The organism is Flammeovirga aprica JL-4 (assembly GCF_012844305.1).
GTDB lineage: Bacteria > Bacteroidota > Bacteroidia > Cytophagales > Flammeovirgaceae > Flammeovirga > Flammeovirga aprica.
Genome location: NZ_JABANE010000018.1, coordinates 1 through 25,073, shown reverse-complemented (window position 1 = coordinate 25,073; position 25,073 = coordinate 1). Strand labels below are relative to the sequence as shown.

The window sequence follows — 25,073 nt, the reverse complement described above, 5'->3', positions numbered from 1 at the left end:
GCCTTGCAAAAACTTTAAATAGAAGCACTATTTATACGTTTTTGAGCGTTGTACTCACAAAAAATAACTAAGAATTAATTATCATTTATTTTTGGCTTAGTACTTATGAAAAAAGACCATCAAATTATGATGGCCTTTCCATTACACTTTATGAAACTTGAAATCTAATCTTCTACGGCTTCAAGGTCTAAATACATTTTATCTGTATTTCTATTCCCTTCATCATCGGTATACCAATTTCTGAAAGAAAGACCGTTGGAGGTCACAAACCTTACAAAATTATTGTAAGCTCTTGTGATGTCGATGTTCTCCTTTGGAGGATGGAATTTATGTGTAATACTCAATCCCCAAGGGTGTCCAGAAGTTGTTTTGAAATCTCCTGCATCGTCACCCGCTGTTCTGTAAGCGGTATTGAACTTGATGGTTGGTTCACCTCCTGGTAAGTGGATTTCTCTATCTCTGACATTGGCGAAGATAAATGGATTGAAATCTGCAAAACCTAGTGTTTGTACTGAGATTGGTGCCGTGAAACTCATTTCCATACTGATCACATCACTGTACTTGATGTCGCCATTATTTGTAACAATTGAATTTTGATTATCAAACACAATTACCACAGGATGTTCATCACTTACACCGGTCTCTGTTCCTTTGGCATTCAGCGAGACTAGGTTTGTATTAAGAATAGAACCTGTCACTGAAGCTAAAGAGTCGATGTGGAATGGCAGGGCAATACCGAAACCAGAATTGAAAGCGGCCTTCACACTTTTAGCGATGTATTTCGATTCCATTTTCACAACCTCATTTCTTGCGTTTGTAATGTAGTTATGTCTGTAATGAACGATTACATCATTGAAATCATAATCTCCTTCATTCGGATATAAATCTTCAAAAGCATATGTACCGAAACCATTTCTACCCGGATAGTAGTTATTAAATGCCATCGTAGAATCATTAGGATATTCATCAAAACCATCGCTGATACCGTCACCGTCAGCATCATCATTCACGAAGTCATCTTCCGAACAGATAAAGGCAGCAAGGTCATTAATATTGCGGTCATATCTCTTTACAATCGCATATGATCCATCTTTTTTATCCATTCTGATGATCTTAGAATTTTTACCATTCGTTGATACATAAATGTTGTCAAAACGGTCAATGGCCACACCTGTCAAATAATATGGAAAGTTGTCGGCACTGATTCTTGTTGCAGTGTATACTGTAGTATCAGCATTCATGGCTAAGTGATACAAACCTCCGCTACATGCTTGATAAAGTTCACCATTTGAATCGAAAACCAAATCACCGCCAGCGTTTTTATTGTCTGGAAGATTTTGAACCGAGATATTTTTTAGAACAGCTCCAGTAGAAGGATCAAGAATGGCATAGGCTCCTTTTGTTCCGATGTATAACTTACCGTCTTTCATTGTCATTCTTGGATAACCATTATTAAGGTTATTATCTGTAGTTCTCATAGTATCGATTAAAACAGAAACCCCTGTGGACAAAGTATGACTGTATAAATTTCCTTTTACATCATAGTACATCACATCATTTTCCTGATCATATGCCATCGCATAACTCTTCTCATAAATGTCTGGATATTCAGTAATCGTATAATCGTTTTCTTGATGTATTGTGAAGGCTTTTCCTTTACCATTGATGGCTACTAAATAATCTTCACATGAATTCTTAGTTCTTCCGTTAGATGAAAATTGATCGTAAGCAAAAGCATCAATTAAGGTAGCGTTTTCGTCAAATGTAAAACTTAAAAAGTTAGAGATAACATTTACTTCCTGTTCCCAGATAAGCCCAACGGCATTTTTTGTCATGTAAAGTTTTTCAACATAAGAAGGTACTGTAACATGGGTTTCAAAAGCACCTTGATCAGTTGAAACAGCATTTTGGATCTCCACTTTCTGGTCTTTATTATCTATATAATAAAGTCTCAGCATACTTTTACGTGGATAGTTTGGCGAAGTGACTTTGATGTGTAAGTCTCTGTCTGTGGAATAATCAAAACCTTCTGGTACAGTCACATCAGCTAAAGTGGAATTGGATGTTTGGTCTTGATCGCTCGATATTGCGGGAGCGTCTTCATCGATGGTCGTAGTACATGACCAAAAGATAAACAGCGGTAGTAAGTATTTTAGATATTGGGTCTTCATATTAGGTTTATTTTCAAATGTTATCGAACACACCTTTTAACCCCTCCTTTAGGAATAATAATTCAGCGAAGAGAAATTACTTATGTAAACTGAATTGAGAAATTGATGTAAAATTTGTTATTAGAAAGGTTAAATACTTAAATTCTATTAGTTTAGTACAAATTTTTATTGCTTTTGTATATGTAATAAAAGTATGCATTTACTTTATTTTTATTCAAAAAAACACAAAAAACAGAAATTCAGAAGAGAAAGATCTACTTTAAGTCCCTTCCTGTGAGTTGTTTAGAAACTAAATATGAATTACTTAGGCTTGAGATTTTATCTTACTTCATTTTTTATAGATTTGAAATAAGGGGTTTATCCAAGTAATTAGTATAATATTTTTGGTAATGAGATATGGAAAGTAAAGGAATACCAGGAAAAAAAGGAATCGATCATTTTGGATTTACTGTACCGAATTTGAAGGAGGCAGTAGATTTTTTTGTTAATGTGATTGGTGCAGAAGTGAGCTATAAAATAGGCCCTTTTGCATCAGATGATGATTGGATGAAAAAGCATCTTGGCTTGCATCCTAGAACAAAAATCCCTGATATCGCAATTGTACAATGTGGCAATGGCTCTAATATTGAGATCTTCGAATATGTTTCACCAGAAGGTGAGCAAGAGCAAAAAATGCCCAAAAATTGTGATTGGGGTGGAAGGCATTTGGCTTTTTATGTAGAAGATATGGACTTGGCTGTACAGTATCTTAAGGATCAAGGATTGGAAGTTCAAGGTGAACCTACTATTATGACTGAAGGACCTAGTGCCGGTGAAACTTGGGTTTATTTTTTATCGCCTTGGGGTATGCAACTGGAACTTGTTTCTTTCCCTAATGGAAAGGCTTATAATAATTACAAAACTGAATAATAAGAAGTTACCAACTTCAAATTTAAGACTTTCAAATGAGTTTATTTGGAAGTCTTTTTTTCTTCTTACTTTTCAAGTAGTACTATTTCTGAATTTCTCTACAGTGTCATATTTATCAGAAATGATAAAAATTTACCTATTTAAGATGTCTATTTTTTACCTTTTCTTTTTGATATACCTCTAATAAAAATAAAAATTACCCATTCCTAGTACTCTATAATAATAAATTTGTGAGAGATACAATTCTAACTTTTTAATGTAATAAATATGCCGATGTACAAATACTATCAACTACAACTACTCACAAGTATATTAAGTATTAGCTTAATTTTTTTGACCTCTTGTCACAAAGTAAATCAAAATCAAAAAATGAATAAACAAACGATCACATTAGCGGAAAATTGGCAGTTCAAACAAGTCACAGAAGCTGAATGGATGAAAGCCGAAGTTCCGGGCACCGTACATACAGACCTTATGCTTAACGGTAAGATTGATGATCCTTATTACCGTATGAATGAAAGAAGTGTGCAATGGGTAGATAAGGAAGACTGGGTTTATAAAACTAGTTTTAAGATCGATGCTTCTACATTAAAACACCAGCATATTCAGCTTCACTTTGATGGAATAGATACCTATGGAAGTATTTATCTTAATAATCAGAAAGTGGGCCGTACAGATAATATGTTTAGAGAATGGGATTTTGATATTAAATCCTACTTGGTAGAAGGTGAGAATACACTGAAAGTGGTGTTAGAATCTCCTATTCAAGAAGGGCTAAAAGCATTGGATAAACATGGGTATGCACTACCTGCTATTAATGATCAATCGGAAATTGGTGAGTTAGGAGACAAACAGGTTTCTATTTTTACGCGTAAAGCGGGATATCATTATGGCTGGGATTGGGGCCCAAGATTAGTAACTTCAGGTATTTGGAGAGAGGTTACATTACAAATGTGGGACAACAACAAAATCGATAATGTTTTAGTACAGCAAAATACAAATCAGGACAAAGCTGAAGTCACACTTGTAACTGAACTTGATCAATCTTCAAATCAGCCATTAAGATTGGTGGCTAAGTTGGATGGAAAAGTAGTTGATCAAAGAGAAGTCGAAACGTCAATCAAAAGTGTTCAACAGCATTTTACCATTAACAATCCAAAATTATGGTGGACTGCCAATCTTGGTGAACCTTATTTATATCAATTAGAAGTTGAACTTTACAACGGTCAAAACCTGCTTGATGTACATCAGGAAAGAATCGGTTTAAGGGACATCAAAATAGTACAAAAGCCTGATGAAGATGGTAAAGGTAAAAGTTTTTATTTTGAAGTGAATGGCAGACCTGTATTTGTTAAAGGTGCCAACTATATTCCTAATGACTTATTCTTGCCAAGAGTTTCAGACTCTACCTATCATCATATGATCCAATCCACTCTTGATGCTAATATGAATATGCTGAGAGTTTGGGGAGGTGGTATTTATGAGAATGACATTTTCTATGATCTATGTGATGAAAAGGGTATTCTTGTTTGGCAAGACTTCATGTTTGCCTGCTCAATGTATCCGGGCGATAAAGCATTTTTAGAAAATGTAAAGCAAGAAGCTGTAGATAATGTAAAGCGATTAAGAAACCATGCAAGTATTGCTATTTGGTGTGGCAATAATGAAATGGAGATGGCTTGGGCGCCTGGTGAAGAAAAAATGGGCTGGGGCTGGAAACAACAATATACTGTTGCACAAAGAGCTGAGATTTGGGGTGACTATGAGAAAGTATTTCATGAAATATTGCCTGATGTAGTGAAAGATTATACAGACAATCAGTTTTACTGGCGTTCCTCTCCTACTGGCGGTGATGGTGAAGTTGCACATTACGAGCATCGTTCAGGAGATATGCACTATTGGGGTGTTTGGCACGGTGAACATCCTTTCTCAGATTTCAGGAAGTACATTGGACGTTTTATGAGTGAATACGGTTTCCAATCTTTCCCTGAATTCAAATCAGTAAAGAAATATACTATTCCTGAAGACTATGATATTGAGTCGGAAGTGATGGCCTCTCATCAAAGAAGCGGTATTGGGAATTTGAGAATCAAAAAATATATGGAGGATCAATATCAGGTACCTGCTGATTTTGAGGATTTCCTTTATGTAGGACAGTTGCTTCAGGCAGAAAGTATTTATGCTGCTATTCAGGCACACCGCGAAAAAATGCCTTACTGCATGGGGTCGTTGTATTGGCAACTGAATGATTGCTGGCCGGTAGCTTCATGGTCTTCAATGGACTATTATGGTGAATGGAAAGCATTGCAATATTTTGCAAAAGAAGTGAATAAGAATACTTCATTAATCGTAAATCATGATGAGAAAAACCTTTCGGTAAAGATTGCTTCAGATGTAGCAGTTCAGTCGGTATCAGATTTGACGGTAAAGTTGATCGATTTTAAAGGGAATGAGCTTTTTGATTTTTCTAAAACAGTAGAAGAGATTAAAGAAAATAATACCACAGAAGTATTTACCACTACGTTGAGGGAAGCGTTGAAGGAAAAAGACAAAAATGGGATTTTAGTTGTAACTACTCTTAAAAATGGAGGTGTTTTAATTGACACTGACTATCATTACTTTGTGATGCAAAAAGAGTTGAAACTACCTCAACCACAGTTAGAATATACTTTCGAAGAAAAAGGGAATGATTTATTAGTGACAGTTTCAACAGACAAACTGGTGAAGAATTTATTTATAGAAGTTAATCAAGATAATGTGGATTTGACTAATAATTATTTCGACTTATTGCCAAATCAAAAAATGGAGGTACTCATTTCAAGTAGAGTGAATGAAAAAATCTCTAAGAATAATTTAGAATTCAAACATCTTCAACAAACTATGACTGAATTGGTAAAATAATTTCGGTCTACTAAATAATCCATCAAAAGCCCAAAATTTGACTATGGGTTTTTGATGGGTTTTGTGATTAATAGAACTCGTCTTAACTTTGAGAATAAATAAATATAAATTGAAATATGAAAATTAAATACTGTACTATCTTACTTACTTCCCTCCTATTTTTTAGATGTTCAAAGCCTGATAATAAAGTATCCGATAAGGACTTCTATAGGAATGAAACAAAACAATTGATTGACTTTTTTGAGAAAAATGCTTGGAGCAATGAACTAGAAACTTACTATTCAGAAATTGATAATGAAGGAAAAGTTATTTCCGACAAAGTGTACACTGTAGCATCAAGCCGTTTGATCTATGGACTTTCGTTTGCCTCAAGGTATAATCCTTCTTATTTAAATAAAGCAAAAGCAGTAGCTACTTTTCAGAAGAAACATTTAATAGGTAACTCAAAGGCTGGGTATTATTCTCATTCCTTTGTCGAAAACCAAAAAGCCGGCGGGCAAAATAAGCTTGATGTTTGGCAACAAGCTTATGGTTTGTGTGGACTTTCTGAGCTTTACCGTCAAACGCACGACCTTGAAACACTACCAATTTTACATCAATTGCACAAAGGTTTTATAACAAGGTTCAGAGATAAAGAAGCAGGTGGTTTATGGGGTGAATATAACATTGAGTCTGGGCCGGTTTCAGGTTCAAAATCATTACAATCACTCATGTACCCACTTACAGCATATATGATTAACCTTTGGGAGGCCGATCAAGAAAACAGGGCCTTCTATGAGAATCAAATTAAAGAAAATCTTGATCTACTTTATCGATATGGATGGAATTCTAAGACGGAATGGGTAAATGTACAATTAAACGATGATTGGACTCCTAAAGTTAAAGAAGATGGTTCGATGAACTTTAGTGTAACTGTTGGCCATAATTTTCAACTATCAGCTTTATTATTAAGAGCCTCAAAATTTCCTTTTTTATCTGTAGAACAGAAAGAGAATTATGAGAGATTAGGTCAGGAAATTATAGATATCACCCTACAGAAAAATATTTTCCATCACGGAAAAATACAAAACGGTTTTTATTCTGAATTTAATCCTAATACTTCTAAAGTACTAGATGACAGAAAGACTTGGTGGCAACACGCTGAAGCTATTATTGCCCTATCGCTGTATGAAGGTAAATATGATGACGAAAGACATTTGTTTGAACAATATTTCTTTAATACATTTGCTGACCGTAAATATGGAGGAGAATATTTTTATGCTTCAAAAGATGATCAGCCGATCACTTCTGAATTAAAAGGAAGCATAGGGAAATCTACTTATCATACAATAGAAATGATACGATTTTTAACAAGAGACCATAAATAAAAATTTAAGTGAAAATGATGAACCTAAATGACGGGAATAAAATCCCTAGCCTTGGTTTTGGTACCTATTTATCAAAAGACGAAGAAGTAAAACAAGCTGTATTGGCCGCTTTAAAAGCAGGTTATCGTCACATTGACACCGCTATGATTTATGAAAATGAGGAAGGTGTGGGTCAAGCGATCAAAGAATCTGGTATTCCAAGAGAAGAATTGTTTATCACAACTAAGCTTTGGAATGAGGATATTAGAAATGAGAATGCTGAAGAAGCATTAAAATTAAGTTTGAATAAACTACAGTTAGATTATATCGATTTATATTTGATCCACTGGCCTGCAAAAGGTTATGTGAAAGCATGGGATCAATTAATTGAATTACAAAAATCAGGTTTAATCAAATCCATTGGTGTTTCTAACTTCAACCCTCATCACCTAAAAGATTTAGAGGAGTCTGGAGTTGTACCTGCCATCAACCAAATTGAAATTCATCCTAAATTACAGCAAGCGGACTTAATTGCTTACTGTAAAGAAAGAGGAATTCAAGTACAGGCTTGGGGACCATTGATGCAGGCAGCTTTATTCCAAGATGAAACGCTGACTGCAATTGGTGAAAAGTACAATAAATCTACTGCTCAAGTGATGTTGAGATGGCACTTACAAAGAGGTGTGAATGCATTGCCAAAGTCAGTTACTCCATCAAGAATTGAAGCAAATTATCAGATTTTTGATTTTGAATTATCAAAAGAAGATATGGATCAAATTGCAGAGATGAACGAAGGCAAACGTGTGGGGCCAGATCCTGAAACCTTTGATTTTTAGTAGATTACAATTCTATTAAACAACAAAAAATCCACTTCAAATCTTGAAGTGGATTTTTTTATAACTTAAACTACTAAATTTATATCTAAGGTTATAATAATAACCTAACCGTTTGCTCATTATCCATAGTACAAAAGTAGTAGTTTTGAGAGGGAAATGTTTTACACGAAAGCTTTAAGAGTTTACACAAAAGCTCTAAATTGAAAGAAAATAGGTTGATATGTATAATAAGGAAAAAGAAATACGCTTTAAGGTAAAAGAGGGTGATATCAGAAATTATATTGATTCATTTTTAGAGCACCTAGGAGGAACTTTGAAGGGAAATCATTATATCCTGGATAACTCTAAAGGAAAAATAGATTGGCTGTTGTATGAATTTATCCCTGGTTTTCAATTAGTGATTGGTGATGTGTATATGAAACAATCAACTGTTGTAGAAAGAGAATTAGAAGCCAACACTGATCATTTACATATTGGAATCTTTAAATCTGGTGTTATCCATCATCAATTTGAAGATGATTCTGAAGTATTGGGACCTCAAGAATCTAAAGATATTTTTATTTCTAATGGTCTATTTCCTATTGAAGCCCACTTGCCTTCTTATCAATACAGTGCTGTGGGTATAAAAATAAAAAGAGGAACTTTTTCACAGTTACTCCCTCATTCCGATGCTTTGTTGGAAGAGCTTTTTCCAAGCAACACCCCAATGAGATATCACCTCAAAAAGAATAATGAGGTGGAAATGTTGATGGATGAAATATTCCATTCTATGACTTTAAAGGATTGGAAAAATCCATTAGTGATGGCGAAAGGGTTAGAAATTTTTACTTTTGTCATCCAATCCATTCAAGTATCAAAGGGAAGTGACGAATTATATGGTTTACATATTGAAGACTATAATCGTCTGATTGAAATTAAAGAAAAACTGCTTTCTAATTTTGAGCAGAAAGTGGTTTTGGAAGAGCTAGCAACTGAATTCGGAATAAGCGTATCCAAACTAAAAAGAGATTTCAAAATTTTATTCAATACTTCCGTCTATCAGTATTTTATGAATGCAAAAATGGATGAGGCCTATAAAAGGTTGCAATCTGGAAAATATAGTGTCAGTGAAATTGCCTATGATTTGGGATATAAAAACTTGGCTACTTTTTCTAGGATGTTTAAAAAAGTGAAGGGCTTAAGTCCTACTGATGTAGCAGTAATCAAATAAAACAGCAACCGAATTTCTTCAGCTACTGCCTTAGTATACACTTAAACAAAAAGGGACTGATCCTTAATAGACCAATCCCTTGAAGAGTTCTTGTATTTAGAAGTGATTACTTAGCGTTATACCAAATCGGTGAAGCATAAGCTCTTTCTTGTGTTTCTAACTTAATACCCTCTCCTACTTCAGAACCGAAGAATACTTTGTCATAAAGTGTCCAACGTGGAGTTGGGATTTCTAAAACACGAACGTAGTAGAATGCATTTTGTGAAGCGTCGAACTCAGGATCTTCCCAGTAAGTCACTAATTCTTCAGCTCCAATATCATTTGTGTAAGTAGCCTTATCATAATCGATTGTCGATCCAACATTTGTCTCACAAACACCTGCTTTGTTGATCTTACGGTTATCTGATACAGCTGCATCAAATACTTTTTCGAAAGTATTACCATCAGCATCGATCCAACCTTTAATTACTTGAACACGGTCTAAGTTTGCACCGTCAGGGTCTTTTTGAGCTCTGATCATGAAACCTGGCTTTTGACCATTATTTGCATCTAAATCGCCACCCATTGGTACACCTTTAGCGTAACCGTTATCAACTAGGTTATCAAGATCGTTGTTAGAGAAATCAAATCCACCGAATACACGAACCGACATACGAGTACCAGAAGTAGCATAAACTTCTTTACGCTCCATTGCATCAAAGATCGACTCACGGTTGTTTTCTTTTGCCCAAACTGCACAAAGACCGCCAGCTCCACTTTCTCCACGGAAGATAGAAAGTTCTTCTTTATAACCTTTTACCATGATACCATCCGCACGATCAGGGTTTGGCTCCATAAATGAACCTTTACCAAAAGCATTCTCATTTCTTTGAGAAGAAATACCACCGTGGGCATCAGTTGAACCAATCATACCAAATTTGTAAGGGTTCAAACCATGCTTACGCTCAATCTTAAGACCTTCTAAGTATGCGTAACGAGCGTATTCTTTGTAAAGCATTTCGTCTGTTTTCTCTACAGAACCCATCATGTTACCTCTAGACATTGTTACGAAATCAGCAAACTGATCGTCTGGAGAAAGATTAGGGTGTGCTTCAGAATCACCTTTTAGTTGAGATACCTCTACGATTGTCTCAAAACGGCTTCTAGTTTCGATCCACTCTTTTGTTAACTCATCACCTTCATATGTCTTATCATCGAACATTAGTCCGTTTGAGAAGTTCGGGTTGTGAGGAATGGCCAATACACGACCACCTGTTGTTTCTTCATACTTCGCTAAGAATTCCCACATATCCTCAGGGTTACCTGAATTGAATGCAGAATAAGGGAAGTACTGAAGTGCTTCTTTAGCGTTATCTCTAAAGATTAAGTTTCTGTGTAAGTTATTTGAGTTTGGAGCAGATGTGAATTCATAACCAATGAATGTTGTAAATACACCAGGCTCGTTATATTTTTCAGCATTATCAACTACTTTAGCCCAAATATTTTCTACCATTTCTGGAACGTTAATTTGGTCTGTATTGATATTACGTGCCCACTCTAAATAAACATCGTAACCTTGGCCGTTTTTCACCATTTCAATCCAACGTCTACCTGTCTCACTCTTTTTAAGAAGTGGATCTTCGTTACGGATAAAATCTGCAAGACCTAGGTTCTCTGAATGATCTGAAAGTAAAACGAAATCAAGTGGACGAATTAATTTAAATTTATAACCTGATTGAGAGGTAACTTCTTCTCCTCTAGCCGCTCTGTAAGCAACATCAGGCCCTACATTAATTCCTAACATTCCTGCGTCAGTTGACCAAGAAGTATGGAAGTGAGTATCACCAAAAAGTGGTTTGTCATAATTTTCTGGAAGTGGCCCCGGATCAAAATCTCCGATATATGGAGAGTATTCTCTTACTTCCTCTTGTTTAGGTTCTTGTGCTGTACAAGACAAGAAAGTACCGGCAGCTAGTACAAGTGTCAATAATTTTTTCATAATCTATTTGTATTTGATAATTAGTTTTCAACATTTTTTATGAGTAAAAAATAACCTGTTATCTTTTCCTTATTACCAATGTTGATATTACAAATGTAGTAGCTGCATATCCCTTATTCTCTTCCAAAAAGACCAGTATAACTCCCAAAAAGATCACGTTATAATAATGTATTAAGCTCCATAAGTAGTTTAACTTTTGTTCTAAAATTAGTATCCATTTTTAAGGAACAATCTATCGTAATTGCCTAAATTTGATTATTCAAAATAATAATAATATGGATACATTTAATCTCAACTTTAAAGAAGGTATGACCATCAATTTAGTAGACAATCTACTTCAAGAATTTGGTGGTGAATTCCTCGATAATCATCAATACAGATATAAGAAAGGTAAGTCAAAGATTGAATTTGATATCTATATGTATTGGGAGAAGTTTGAGATTCTTTTGATTGACTTTTTATCAGATCTCCACTTTACTACCTCAAGAACTACTGATGAAGACCCCGAGTTATTACACATCAATCTGATTAAAAACGGAGAGATCAATCATTTCTTCGAAGATAAGGAAGAGTCTTTGAAAGCAGATAGCAATAAAAGAGTATTGATGCACAATGGATTATTTGAGATTAATAATTTTGCACCTGCCAATACAAGAATTCAAACAGTTGGATTTCGTGTTTCTAAAAAAGTAATTCATGAAATTATGCCTGAATATCTGGATGAAATCAATAAACTTTTCCCTGAAGATACAGGTATTGCCTATCATACTGCTCTTCCTGCTGAACTCATTATTTTGTTGGATGAAATGTTCATTATCAAAGAATCTGCAACAAAACCGACACCACTGATATTGGCAAAAGGAATAGAAATTTTAAGTAAACTTTTTGATTCTGTCATTCATTTAAATCAGGAAGATGACTTGAATGGATTGCATATTATTGATTATCAACGTTTGCTGGAAATTAGAAAGAAACTAGTCAATCAACTAAGTGAAAAAATTGTTCTAAATGACCTCGCTCAAGAATTTGGTATGAGTGTTTCTAAGCTCAAAAGGGATTTTAAAACCCTTTTCAATACTTCGGTTTACCAATACCACCTACAGGTGAAAATGGACGAAGCTATGCGAAGATTGAAAAGTGGTGACTCTTCTATTTTAGAAATCAGTTTGGATTTGGGATATGAAACGCCTTCAAAATTTTCGCAGATGTTTAAGAAAATCAAAGGGGTGAATCCTAAAGAGATCTTACCTTCTAAATAACAAATCCCCATAAACCATGAAAGAATTCATAGGTTATGGGGATACTTCTTATTATTTCATAGCCATTAAACTAAACTTCTGTTTTTTATAGCTTTTTGAGGTCTTTTTTATAGTAGACCAATTGTTATTATTTATGGAATCAATTTCTTCAAGAGAACTTTTTGTTATTAGTTCCTCATTCCTTTGATCCAAATCAATATTTACAATTCCCAGAAAAAAAAGAATAGTAAAAATCCGTATATAATTATTTTGTAAATAGCTCATGATAATAGTATTTATAGCTTTCTAACCCAAATCAAAATTCCTGTGATTGGTAAGGAACACCCTATCAAAGTCACAATGAAATAGAAAATAACACCTGGAAGACCCAATATCTTACCGGTATGCAATGGAAGTGAGACGGCTTTAAATTGATCGGCCAATGTCAAATCAGAGAACAAAACAGCCTTTTTAAATTCTCCATTTTGGTTATAAGTGATTTTGTCTGGAGCGATAATATTAATCCATCCCTCTTGATTGATTTTAGTAACCTCAATTTCTGTTTTATCATTGATAGCTAATGCGATAGATCTGCTTCCCTTGTAGGGTAATCGCTGATTTACATCTTTAAGCACTTGATCTATTGATACAGTTTTTACAACTTCCTCTTGTTGAATGTTTAATGATTCCTCCAAGAAGGATGCAAATTTGTTTGAGAGTTCTTCTTGCACCTCTTCCTTATTGGATTCATTCAATACAGGTTGTCCCCCTAGTGAAACCAAAACTACACTCTTCATCCATGGATAAGCAACATACAAACCTGTAATTGAAATAAACACTAAAGGGAAAAGAAAATAGAACCCAATTACCTTATGAAGGTCATAAATGATTCTTGGTAATTTTGCTGACCACTTTACCTTCAAACTATTCTTTAGTTGTTTCTTATTTTTTGGAAACCACAAAATGATTCCCGACAATAATAAAAAAACAAAAATGAGAACAGAAACCCCAACGATGTGTTTTCCAACTTCACCTAACAAGAGGTTTTTATGTAAGGCTTTTACTGTTTGAAAAAAAGAAGCTGTAGATACATATTGTTTTCCTACAACCTCTCCATTTGATGGATGGATGTAAACACTCCCTTTTTGATTAAGAGATGAATTTTGATACGAAACTAAAATATTTCTTTTAAAATCAGCAGGATAGTTTATTGAAATAATTTCAAGTCCTTTACTTATGAAATTATTATTGATATCATCAGGACTCACCCATTCTCTTGCATTTCGATCTTTATTAAAAACAACATCATAATTCAATAATTCAGTGATTTGACTTTTGAATGCAAACACTGCACCTGTTAAGCAGACTACGATCAAAACGACACTGGAAAGTAGTCCAAGCCACAAATGTGACAAGGACATAAAGTACTTTAACAGTGATTCGTTTTTTCTCTTTTTTCGAAGTAGAGATTTAGAGAGTTTCATTATTTTGATGAGAATTGACCTCTATAACTTTCCTTCATTGTCAGTTCAATATATTGAGCGTATTGTTCCTCCGAAAATAATTTCTTTAGGGCAGATTTTCTAGAGTCATTAAATTGATTCCAATACATTGAGGCTGTTTGTCTGTTTCCATGGAACTTATCGTGTGCATCGTGAAAAGCTTTGACAAATGCATTATTGATTGCTAAATATTGTTCTACCTGTCCTGAATCTAACGCTAATGTTTCGATCACTTCTGCTTTCAATTCATCAGAATAATCGACTACGCCCGGCATATATCTTTTGATAAATTCGTGAGCTATTACTTTTTGCTCTTCATTCAAGATATTTTCTAAAACGTGCTCTTGGTATTGATAAGAGATTTGCAAAAGCTTATTTTTCTCTTTCTTAGAATTATTCCCTGTAGCTTCTAAATCCTTTAATAAGGATGATCTATCTTCTTCAAAATATTTAATAATTTCATCATATTTCAAAGTCTGTTCTACGGTTAGGTTTAATTCTAATTTTAATTTTTCGAAGTCCATTCCAGACTTTTTAGTTTTCTCTTCTGTACATGAGAATAGTACTGTGATCGTAGCAAGTATAATAAGTATCTTTTTCATTTTGATTGATTTTTGAATTGTTAATTATAATGTCTTTGTGACGTGCACCATGACTGAAGTCATGGGCTTGTGATACTTTAACCTAATCAAGACTGAAGTCTTGAAGGTTACAAACGAAAGCAACACTTTAGTGTTGGTGGAGTCCAATATCACCTGCCCATAGTTTTAACTATGGTGCACAAACCACAAGTTTTTGAAGCATTTTTATTTATAAATTCCTTGGACGTAAATGTTTCCTCCGTCTAGTTTTGCTCCTTTTTGAGCTTGATTTCCTTTAAATTCCCAAATGTAGGCATCTGAACCGATTGGGCTGACTGCCATGTAGAATTTACCTTCATGAACAGCTCCTGATTGATAGAACCACATATCAGATTTTGGTACATCATATAGTATTTCTACATCTTGTTTTTCTACATCGATATAGGCTATATCATAAGAATTGTTGTGGTCAATACTGATATCATCAATTGCGAGGTAGCCTTTACCATTACCTACATGATGCCAGTTAACCGTTCCAACAGTTCTTCCTAATTGATTGGCAATATTGAAGACGTAATCCTGATCATATTCTCCTTCTCTATTCAATCTCACAACAACTGCGTCCGAACCTTCAGTAGTCATGTTTACCTGATAGACATGATTATTATGAACATACATTGATTTCCCTCTAAAACCGTAAGTATCTCCTCTTGATACATCAGATGTGACGATTTTAAAACCATCTAAACTAGGGTAATCTACTACTAAAGTTGCCATTTCAGATGGACGTTCAGTACTAGGTTCACCATTGTTAGGTTGTCCTAACAAACGGTATTGTGCTCCGTAAAAGAGTTTATTTCCCATGATTACTGGAGCATCTACTCTATTGATGTAAGCATCACCTATTTTATAAGTTCCCAAGTCATGTTCTACAAAATCTGTAGTTGCATTAAAGTTCAAACCTGGGATGCTGATCTTTACAATTTGTAAGGTGACAGTAACTTCCGTATTCTCCTCATTAAACGTTTCAACAACATTATGTGCCAAAAGCATATTATCACTCACTTCGGCATACCTTGGGTGAGTACCTACCAAATGACTGATATCAATCTCACTCACTTTATTATAACTTGAAGTTCCATTATGTTCCAATTCATAAATTTGACCAGTTCCATAATTCAAATTATAGATTCTACCACCTGCGGTTAATACTCTAGCTGAACGCTCACCATCCATTTCATAACCATTATTGATAAACGTCAAAGTAGTATCTGTTATATTGGAAGTGGGTTGCATAAAAACAGAAACATTTTCGTCTGGATCAGTTACATCTGCCGCTACATGAAAAATATCTTTATCAATTGGTCTATCGCCTTCATAAGGATGATCATCTTTCGAGCAAGAAGCAAACGTACTTAACACTGCCATTGCTCCGATGGCTAACCTTTTAGTTGTATTAATTTTAAACATGAATTAATGATTTATAATTTTAGTATCTATTTTTCTATTCTTAGCTCCCATGATTGAAATCATGGGCTGTTGATGTTGTTTCTAAAATATCGAGTAGTTTACTTTGAAATAAACCCCTCTTCCTGGTTGCTGGATAGCAAAGTTGTCAAACACCTGAGTGTTAAACATATTCTTCAAATCAAGGCTCAGTGCTAATTTGTTGTTTGGTAATCTGTAGGAAACTCCTAAATCATTGATCCACTGACTTGGAATAAGATCCTTGTTGTCACTACCTATATTTTCCCAATGTCTGTAGTAATCATAGACATAACGCATATTCCAAAACATGGATAATTCCCCTTTTTTGATCCATTGTCTACTAAATCTATATCTTACACTGGAATTAAATTGAAGGAAAGGTTCGTTTTTCAAACGAGATCCGTAGTACATATTTTCCCTTCCATAGATATCATAAAGCGACATATACCTTGTGTCATTATAAGCACCTGACAGTGTGATCTCAAACTGACGTTTATAGTCGTAATCAATTTGAAAATCAATCCCTTTTGAAGTGATTTCACCAAAGTTTTCATTGACAAAAATGTCTACACCGTCAACTACCTGAGTGCTCTGCTGAATCATATTTGATACTGAGCGATGGAATAATGTTGTAGAAAATGTCATTGAATGTTCATTCCAATAATATTCCCCAAATCGAAGTCCTAGATTTACATTCTTACTCACTTCAGGTTTAAGGTCAATGGCTGCATGGATATTCTCTGAGAAGTTACCGAACAACTCATCAGGTTCTGGTAGTCTTACCGCTTGTTCAGAAGATAATTGTAACGTAATATCTTTTGTGATATCATAACCTATTGCTAAGCCGTATCCATAATTATTATCCGAATTTGAATGATAAACAGGGTAATATTCACCGTTAATGTACTCATGATCCAACATATTGACGTTGTAGTTATATACTTTACCAAATACATTGGATCTTAATCGGTCATTAAAGGATGAATTCGAATACGACAATCCCATTAAGTTTTTAGACATCTTAGTATAATTGTTACTAGTGTCTTGGCCTATTGGTGCTTTTCTATTAAATGCTGTCCTTTTATATTCAGTATGAATTACGTTAAAATTAAACCTATTTTGGTCATTGATACTGTAACTCGCATTAAAACGGTTGATTAATGTTCCTTCATCCGTTGTTGAATGCAAAGGAGTCCCTGCTTCACCTCCACTTGGGTTTTGAGCCCAGATATCTCCATGCCAGTTGTATTTGTTGGTTGTGGAATCGACCAAAGTTCTGGAGTTCATAGCAAAGGACGTAAATACATCAATCTCTAAACCTTCAGTAAGGAAATCACTTTTCTTGTAATGGATACTTGGAACAACATTACCTTGTGTATAAAATCTTTCACCAAAAGGCACATTCATTGTCGCACCATGTTGAACTTCTTTATACATATCAGAATACAGAAGGCTAATCATCAGTTGATCTGCCCATTTTACATCTGTAAATCCAAAGTCCAACTTTGTTCCCATCGATTCAAATCCGTCATTAAAACGCTCTGCTACAATAGATCTATCGATACGTCCTGTATTTGGATCTACCACATAAACGTCATCACCCCAAACTTTATAATTATTGTCAGAGTAATTATAAAACACAGACCCTCTGAATGTTAAACCATTATTTTTATTTCTATAATTTCCATTCAATGCTACTTGATGTGTATTAAACGATCCCAACGAATATGAAAAACCAAGCGAGTTTTGGCCTTGATTTTTGGTTTTAATATTTACAGCTCCACCCAATGCATCTGCTCCTAAATTAACAGGGACAACACCTTTATAAACCTGCATTTCTTCAATCAATGAAACCGGAATGGAATTTAAAGAATAAGAAGCACCGTAGTATTCCATTGGTATTCCATCAATAAAAAACCTTACAGAATTACCACTTAAACCATTGATACTGTATCGTGTTCTTGATCCCAAACCTCCCTCATTTCGCACATTAATACCAGAGGTTTGATCCAGAATGGCATTCAGTTCTACGGATTGTATTTCAAATTTCTCTGTTGAGATAGAAGTAGAAGAATACCCCTCTTTTTCCATTTTAGTAGCTTCTGATTCTCCATAAACTACAACTTCATCTAATTTCACACCCTCATCTTCCAATTGAATAATAATACCTTCATGGTTATTCCTAGAAAGCTGAACACTAACATTGGCTGTCTTATGCCCAATATGATTGACGATTAACTCGACTTCTTTTTGATGTATATTTTTGATTTCAAAACTCCCATCTTCTTTAGTATATCCACCTTTATCTAAACCCTTCACTACAACAGTACAAAAAGGAATAGGAATGTCCTCCTGATCTACCACAACACCTTGTAGTGATAAACCTTGCCTACGCTGTCCGAAGGCTAAAGGAGATATCATAAATATCAATACTAGAGGGAGCAAATATCGATGTAACATAAGGTTGATAGTTTTGTGTTTAATTCAATCGACGTATTTTTTTAATTAGCATTACATTATTAACATTCATAAATAAATACTTGAGTAATGCGTTTTAAAAACAACAGTAGTTTTTAATAACAATACAAATGTAGGTTGTTACTATACCTATTTCTCTCCCGAAAAGATCAGCTAAACTCCCAATAGGATCACATTTTATTTTTCATAAAAAAACGAAGAAGAAATACAGTGTTTCTCCTCCGTTAAAGCAAATATATATGTGTGTAGTGAATTAAATCAACATCTAAGTAACTTCATCATCAGTCCACGACTTTAGTGGGTTGATGATGAAATGATTCGTTTATTTAGGAATTAGAATGTATACCCAACCCCTAATTGAAGATTCAAGTTTCTCATCCAATTTTCTTCAATCGGTGAAGCATTGATATTACTTAAACCTAAGATGGTTCTACCGCCAACATGGAAATTAGAGTTAGGAACTTTGTATTGCAATCCCATCGTAAAACTCACTTCTACAGGTTTGAATTCTGTTTCGCTGATTAATGCATTAATATCTTCTGTGATATCTACTTCGGTAGTAACAGATCCATCTAAATATTCTCTGTAGGTAGCTGTTCCATCATAATTAAGATTTGACCTTGTGAGGATTCCAACAATAAATCCTCCTTCTAGCACCCAGTTTCTTTTCTTACCCATAGCGTATTGAGCAACAAGAGGAATAGATAAATATTCTGTTCTAATATTTAATCGACCATCCATCTCAATAGAAAATTTATCATCATCTAAATCTGGATCAAGATCTGATGCATACATGGATTCATACATATCCAATAATCCAAAGACACCATGTTGCCCGTATTGAATTTCGGCTTGTAATGCCCAACGGTCATTAATTTTGTAATTAGTATAAAAACCACCAAATCCGCCCAAGAGGAATCCTCCATCAGCAGGATCAGCTACTGCAATAGCGGTGGTATTTAATCCGCCTTTCACACCGAAAGTAAAAGGTGATTTTGTTTCTTGTGCCATCAAACTTTGGCTAAATAGTAAGCACAACAATGAAAATAATAAAGTTCTCATAAATAGGGTTTAGTTTTTATAAAAATGAAGGCCTTAGAAACTAAGACCATCACTCTCATAAATTTAATTGATTTAGCTTGGACTAAAAGATGAAACTTATCACTATCTTTCTTCCAAAATCTGATGCAAAATTCGGAATAAATGATCAGTATAATTATGCTTGTAAGCTCAACCAATTAACCCAAAGGACTTAATTTTCTCTTGGATTTTTTTAGATAAAAAAAAACTGAAAAATGAATACATTTCCCAGTTTATAATCATTACCATAGATGTATATTATTCAAACAATAATGAAGACCTTAGAAACTAAGGCCCTCACTGTCTCATTTAATTGTTTTAGCTTGAATCAAAAATACTAAGCTGTAAAGGTAGTTTTGATTCCAAAACCGAGGCAAATATCGATGAAATCAGCATTCTTATGTTTTCCAAAATGGTCAAGTTGTTGTCCAAAAGGTTCAAAATTCGGGCAATAAAAAAAGCCTGAAAACTGATAGCTTTCAGGCTTTAAGTACAAATTCAAAATTAACTATGATTTATTTTTGAATTTGTACTTATTGGAAATGAATTCCTATTCAAGAAGTAATGTTAACATTACATGGTTTTAGCATCAATTTTATGATCCAATGCTGGAGTAACATCCATATTGTACCATGCAAAACCAAAGATGTCAGCAAACTCTTCAATGATCATACTTGTTGGTTTACCGGCACCGTGACCTGCATTTGTAGCAATTCTGATCAGTACAGGGTTTTTACCTGCATCTTTTGCTTGTAATTCTGCAGCGAACTTAAATGAATGAGCAGGAACTACACGGTCATCATGATCTGCTGTTGTGATCAAAGTGGAAGGATAGGCAACTCCCTGTTTTACATTATGGTATGGGGAGTAACCTTTCAAATATTCGAACATTTCTTTTGAATCTTCTGCTGTACCGTAGTCATAAGCCCATCCTGCACCTGCAGTAAACTTATTGTAACGCAACATATCTAATACACCAACGGCAGGGAAAGCCACTGCTGCTAAATCAGGACGCTGTGTCATGGTAGCACCTACTAGAAGACCGCCATTTGATCCTCCGCGAAGGGCAAGTTTTTCCGTAGATGTATATCCTTCTTTCTTTAAATATTCTGCTGCCGCAATAAAATCATCAAATACATTCTGCTTGTTCATCTTAGTACCTGCAGTATGCCATTTTTCACCGTATTCTCCACCGCCTCTAAGGTTAGGAACAGCGTAAACACCTCCATTTTCTAACCAAACTACATTAGCAATAGAAAAACGAGGCTGTAAGCTGATGTTAAATCCGCCGTAACCGTATAAGATCGTTGGATTTTGACCATTCTTTTCTAAACCTTTTTTGTAAGTGATGATCATTGGCACTTTTGTACCGTCTTTTGAAGTATAAAAAACTTGCTCAGAAGTATAATCATTCGGATTGAACTTCACATTTGGACGGATATATTCTTTTGACTCACCACTTTCAATTGTATACTCAAAAGTAGTAGAAGGCATTGTATAAGAAGTGAAAGAATAAAATAATGTTTTGTCTTCATCTTTACCATAAAAACCTGAAGCTGTACCTACACCCGGCAATTTTATTTCTCTTTCTTTCTTCCCTTGTAAGTCATATTGATACACCTGAGAGATTGCATCTTTCATATATTCAGTGAAGATCCTTTTTCCACAAGTAGTTACAGACATTACATTCTCAGTTTCAGGAATAAGATCTTTCCAATTAGATCTTTCAGGTGAAGTTACTGGAGTGATGACTACTCTACCGTTAGGAGCATTGTAATTTGTTTTAATCCAGAAGTTTTCAGCATCAGAATAAATGATATTGTGGTTATTATCAAAATTATCAACTAATGTAACAATTGCAGCCTTCTTTTGTGAAAGATCTTGGATATAAAGTTCATTACCAGAGGTATTCACAGCAGCAGAAATTACTAGGTACTTTTCATCATCTGTAACATAAGCGCCAACATATCTTCTTGGTGTTTTTTCCCCACCAAAAATAAGCTGATCTTTATCTTGAGCAGTACCTAATTGATGAAACATCAACTTATGATGTTGTGTCATACCCGATAGTTGCGATCCATCTTTAGGTTGATCATATTTACTGTAATAAAACCCTTCACTTTTTTTCCATGCAATATTGGTAAACTTCGCATTCTTAACAGGTTCTTCAACAATCTTTTTTGTTTCAGTATCGATCACATAAATATCTCTCCAATCTGATCCTCCCGTAGACGTAGCATAGGCTGCCAACTTTCCATCATGAGTAAACTGTATGGAAGATAATGAAGTGGTCCCATCTTCAGAAAAAGTATTGGGATCTAAAAATACTTCTTCCATTGCTACACCAGCTTTTTTTCTATAAAGAACATATTGATTTTGAAGTCCATCATTTTTATAAAAATACAACCAGTCACCATGCTTTCTCGGTGCGGTGATTTTCTCATAATTCCAAAGTTCAGTCAGACGTTCTTGTATCCCTTTTTTAAATGGAATTTTTGATAAGAAAGCTTGTGTTGCCTCATTTTCAGCACTCACCCAGTTTGCAGTTTCTTCCGATTTGTCATCCTCAAGCCAGCGATAAGGATCTTCTACTTTTGTACCGAAATACTCATCTTCTACGACTTGTTTTTTAGTTTGCGGATAGTTATAATCCATTTGCTGTTGACAAGCAGTAACAGCAACAACACTCGTTAGTAAGAGAGCCGATGCGACTTTATTGTTCATGTTAAATAATTAAAATGGTTATTGAACTCTAAGTTATCATTGAATTGAAATGTTTTCAAAATTCAGTTCTTAAAAAATCTTTATATTCTTGTTTTTTAATTCCTTTCCTTTTAAAACCTGTGGTTTAGTACCTCTTACAACTCTTTCTCGTAAATCATTTGTATATTTAATAACAAACATCAATAACCCTCTTTTACTATTTCGTTTTTAATGGAAAATAAGAATATTCAATCAAAATCAGAGCTCAAAAAGTTTCGTCAGATTACCCAAGGAGCTTATTTGCTAGGTTTCTTTGGGCACATCAACGCATTATTTTTGTTTTGGTATTTAGATATTCCAGAATTGGTTTACTTCAATATTTTCTTTAGTGTACCTGTTTTTGGTTTGGCGCTGTATTTAAATTCATCTGCCTGCGAAAACAGTGCTTTTTCACTTGCATGTATTGAGTTGCTATTTCATCAGATAGCTTGTACTTATTTTATTGGCTGGGGTTTTGGAGCCCATTTTTGGTTAATTTATTTGGCAGGGCTTAGTTTCTTTAACCCCAATTGGCATCGTTTCCTGCAATTTGGATTTTTGGCCCTTATATGTGTTGTCTATGTTTCGATTTCTTACCTTTTTCAAGAAGGAATATACCCTTTATCGGAGGAAATGCAACACTTCTCCTATATGACCAATGCTGTGAGTACGATCTTAATTATTTCTCTTTTAATTAATTTTTATGCAAAAACAACTAAGAAATTAGAGTATGAATTGTTAGAAGAGCAAAAGGTAACGGAGAACTTATTGAGTAAAATTAAATCTTTGTTTGGTCAGCAGATTTCGCATAAAGTCGCCAAACATATCATGGAAAATGATGAAGAAATTAAAACCACTCAGTTCCATGTTTCCATTATGTTTTTAGATATTCGTGATTTCACTGTATTTGCTGACTCTAGAAAACCCTCTGAAGTTGCCAAATTCCAAAATATTGTTTTTGGAGCTTTGATTAAGATTATTAGTGAAAAACACGGGGTTGTATTACAACTTTTAGGAGATGGATTGATGGCCGTTTTCGGTGCTCCTATTAAATATAAAAACCATGAGAAAAATGCTATTAAAGCGGGTTATGGTATTTTAGAATGCATTAATACATTGATTGAAGAAGAAAAGATTCCCCCTATTAAAATTGGTATTGGATTACATGCTGGAAATATCGTAGCTGGAAATATTGGTAACGAAGAAAGAAAAGCGTATTCCCTCACGGGTAAAAATGTAATTATTGCCGCTAGAATTGAATCCCTTAATAAAGATTTCAATAGTCAGTTCCTTATTTCTAAAAGTATCTATGAAGCTTTAGAGAAAAGGGAATCTGATTCAATTGAAGACCTTGGTGAAGTAAAACTCAAAGGTTTTGGTACCCCAACAAGGGTATATAAATTAATGTAAAGCGGCATATATCATGAACGCTCATAATTTACTCGTTGTACTATCTCTTCATATTGTTTGAACTGTTCTTCAGAAAAGACCCTTTGTATTGCATTTTTACGAGCGATATACAACTGATTCCAGTGAGCAGTAACATGCTGTCTATAATCATAATCTGAAGTATTCATATTAGAATAAATTTTATCATAAGTAGCATTAATTAATCTATATTGCCTTTTTTGATAGGAATCAAGAGAAAGTGTTTTAGATAGTTCTTCCCTTATGTCATCAGCATAATGGAATTGTCCAGGCATATGCTTTTTTATAAATTGATGTGTGATTTGCTGTTGGCGTTCATCCATCATAAAATAGAGGTCTTTTTCTTGATCTTTATATGAATTTTTCACTTTACTCAACAGTAGCCTATTTCCAGAATCTGCCTTTAAATCACTTTTATAAATCAGCTTTCTCCTTTTAATAATATATTCTTTAACAACCACTTGAAACGCTTTTTCTTGCTGTGGCGTTAATTCCAATTCTTCTTTAATCGCTAAAAAATCTATTTCTAGACTATCCTCATTGAATACACATGAATAAAATGGAAAAAGAAGAGCCATGAGAAATAAATATCGTATCATCATAAATAAGTATTTGTGATTATTTTATGATACAAAAGTAGTTGAAGGGTAATGGGAAGGCTTGCAAAAAAGAGTACAGATGTTGTATAAAATGGGATTTTACGTAGGGGCAGACCTATGTGTCTGCCCGCTGTACCACAATCAGAAACACAAAAATCTGTACATATAAAATAATTAGCATATTGATTTTTATCGGTGATAAATATGGTTTTTATGGTCATATAGATAAACAAGAACCACAATACTTTAATAATTTGTATTGTGGTTCTTGTTGTGGTACAGCGGGTAGACACATAGGTCTACCCCTACGTGGTTCTTGATGTGTTTTTGTAACGAATTATAATTTAATTTTTTCTATATCTTGTTCCTTATTCTCGTCCAATTCTAGATAGATAATTTCCTCTCCTATATTTGAGAAGTCAATTTCTTTCAGGTCGATCATTCTTACTCTTCTGTTATGCTGTGTATGATAGCTGTATTGTAAATCATTGATATTCGCAGCTGTGGTCCAAAGCGTCGTTGAACGTAGTATTTTATGATACAAAAGTAGTTGAAGGGTAATGGGAAGACTTGCAAAAAAGAGTAC

Annotated in this window: 17 protein-coding genes; 7 read left to right on the top strand and 10 right to left on the bottom strand. The window is 34.3% G+C overall.

Going from position 1 to position 25,073, the window contains the following annotated elements; all coding sequences use genetic code 11:
• Positions 1 to 164: 164 nt before the first annotated feature.
• Entirely contained in the window at positions 165 to 2,171 is a 2,007-nt protein-coding gene (locus HHU12_RS08640) for an LruC domain-containing protein (RefSeq protein WP_169656340.1), read from the bottom strand.
• Positions 2,172 to 2,567: 396 nt separating this feature from the next.
• Here HHU12_RS08640 and HHU12_RS08635 point away from each other — a divergent pair, with 396 nt between their 5' ends.
• The 5 genes from HHU12_RS08635 (at position 2,568) to HHU12_RS08615 (ending at position 9,373) form a co-directional block, all read left to right on the top strand.
• Complete coding sequence (locus HHU12_RS08635; protein ID WP_169656339.1) at positions 2,568 to 3,080, top strand: VOC family protein; 513 nt, start codon at positions 2,568 to 2,570, stop codon at positions 3,078 to 3,080.
• A gap of 369 nt (positions 3,081 to 3,449) precedes the next feature.
• Positions 3,450 to 5,981: a beta-mannosidase gene (locus tag HHU12_RS08630; protein ID WP_169656338.1), complete on the top strand. Its 2,532-nt coding sequence runs from the start codon at positions 3,450 to 3,452 to the stop codon at positions 5,979 to 5,981.
• A gap of 116 nt (positions 5,982 to 6,097) precedes the next feature.
• Positions 6,098 to 7,348: an AGE family epimerase/isomerase gene (locus tag HHU12_RS08625; protein ID WP_169656337.1), complete on the top strand. Its 1,251-nt coding sequence runs from the start codon at positions 6,098 to 6,100 to the stop codon at positions 7,346 to 7,348.
• A 14-nt stretch (positions 7,349 to 7,362) separates the two neighbouring features.
• Positions 7,363 to 8,163 carry an aldo/keto reductase gene (locus tag HHU12_RS08620; RefSeq protein WP_169656336.1) on the top strand — a complete coding sequence of 267 codons (801 nt, stop codon included), beginning with the start codon at positions 7,363 to 7,365 and terminating at the stop codon, positions 8,161 to 8,163.
• 220 nt (positions 8,164 to 8,383) lie between these two features.
• The gene (locus HHU12_RS08615; RefSeq protein WP_169656335.1) at positions 8,384 to 9,373 is read left to right on the top strand and encodes a helix-turn-helix domain-containing protein; all 990 of its coding nucleotides are present in this window, start codon (positions 8,384 to 8,386) and stop codon (positions 9,371 to 9,373) included.
• Between the two features lie 106 nt (positions 9,374 to 9,479).
• On the opposite strand, the gene HHU12_RS08610 is transcribed toward HHU12_RS08615, so the two are convergent.
• Positions 9,480 to 11,351, bottom strand: coding sequence for a DUF3604 domain-containing protein (locus HHU12_RS08610; protein ID WP_169656334.1), 1,872 nt, complete (start codon positions 11,349 to 11,351; stop codon positions 9,480 to 9,482).
• Positions 11,352 to 11,626: 275 nt separating this feature from the next.
• Between HHU12_RS08610 and HHU12_RS08605 the strand changes: the two genes are divergently transcribed.
• Entirely contained in the window at positions 11,627 to 12,610 is a 984-nt protein-coding gene (locus HHU12_RS08605; RefSeq protein ID WP_169656333.1) for a helix-turn-helix domain-containing protein, read from the top strand.
• A 275-nt stretch (positions 12,611 to 12,885) separates the two neighbouring features.
• On the opposite strand, the gene HHU12_RS08600 is transcribed toward HHU12_RS08605, so the two are convergent.
• The 6 genes from HHU12_RS08600 to HHU12_RS08575 all read right to left on the bottom strand — a co-directional run bounded on the left by HHU12_RS08600 (position 12,886) and on the right by HHU12_RS08575 (position 22,442).
• On the bottom strand, positions 12,886 to 14,073 hold the full coding sequence (locus tag HHU12_RS08600) for a PepSY-associated TM helix domain-containing protein (RefSeq protein ID WP_205959830.1): 1,188 nt from the start codon (positions 14,071 to 14,073) through the stop codon (positions 12,886 to 12,888).
• Entirely contained in the window at positions 14,073 to 14,693 is a 621-nt protein-coding gene (locus HHU12_RS08595) for a hypothetical protein (protein WP_169656331.1), read from the bottom strand. The genes HHU12_RS08600 and HHU12_RS08595 overlap by 1 nt, the downstream gene beginning before the upstream one ends.
• A gap of 204 nt (positions 14,694 to 14,897) precedes the next feature.
• Positions 14,898 to 16,142: a hypothetical protein gene (locus HHU12_RS08590; RefSeq protein ID WP_169656330.1), complete on the bottom strand. Its 1,245-nt coding sequence runs from the start codon at positions 16,140 to 16,142 to the stop codon at positions 14,898 to 14,900.
• 81 nt (positions 16,143 to 16,223) lie between these two features.
• A complete protein-coding gene (locus tag HHU12_RS08585; RefSeq protein WP_169656329.1) occupies positions 16,224 to 18,581 on the bottom strand; it encodes a TonB-dependent receptor in 2,358 nt (785 codons plus the stop codon).
• Between the two features lie 390 nt (positions 18,582 to 18,971).
• Entirely contained in the window at positions 18,972 to 19,700 is a 729-nt protein-coding gene (locus HHU12_RS08580) for an outer membrane beta-barrel protein (RefSeq protein WP_169656328.1), read from the bottom strand.
• Between the two features lie 591 nt (positions 19,701 to 20,291).
• Positions 20,292 to 22,442: a prolyl oligopeptidase family serine peptidase gene (locus HHU12_RS08575; RefSeq protein WP_169656327.1), complete on the bottom strand. Its 2,151-nt coding sequence runs from the start codon at positions 22,440 to 22,442 to the stop codon at positions 20,292 to 20,294.
• 210 nt (positions 22,443 to 22,652) lie between these two features.
• On the opposite strand from HHU12_RS08575, the gene HHU12_RS08570 reads away from it, so the two are divergent.
• The gene (locus HHU12_RS08570; protein ID WP_169656326.1) at positions 22,653 to 23,870 is read left to right on the top strand and encodes an adenylate/guanylate cyclase domain-containing protein; all 1,218 of its coding nucleotides are present in this window, start codon (positions 22,653 to 22,655) and stop codon (positions 23,868 to 23,870) included.
• Between the two features lie 11 nt (positions 23,871 to 23,881).
• Here the strand turns inward: HHU12_RS08570 and HHU12_RS08565 are convergent, their stop codons facing one another.
• Complete coding sequence (locus HHU12_RS08565; protein WP_169656325.1) at positions 23,882 to 24,466, bottom strand: hypothetical protein; 585 nt, start codon at positions 24,464 to 24,466, stop codon at positions 23,882 to 23,884.
• 358 nt (positions 24,467 to 24,824) lie between these two features.
• Positions 24,825 to 25,073: hypothetical protein (locus HHU12_RS08560; protein ID WP_205959829.1), on the bottom strand; the 249-nt coding region annotated here is incomplete at its 5' end.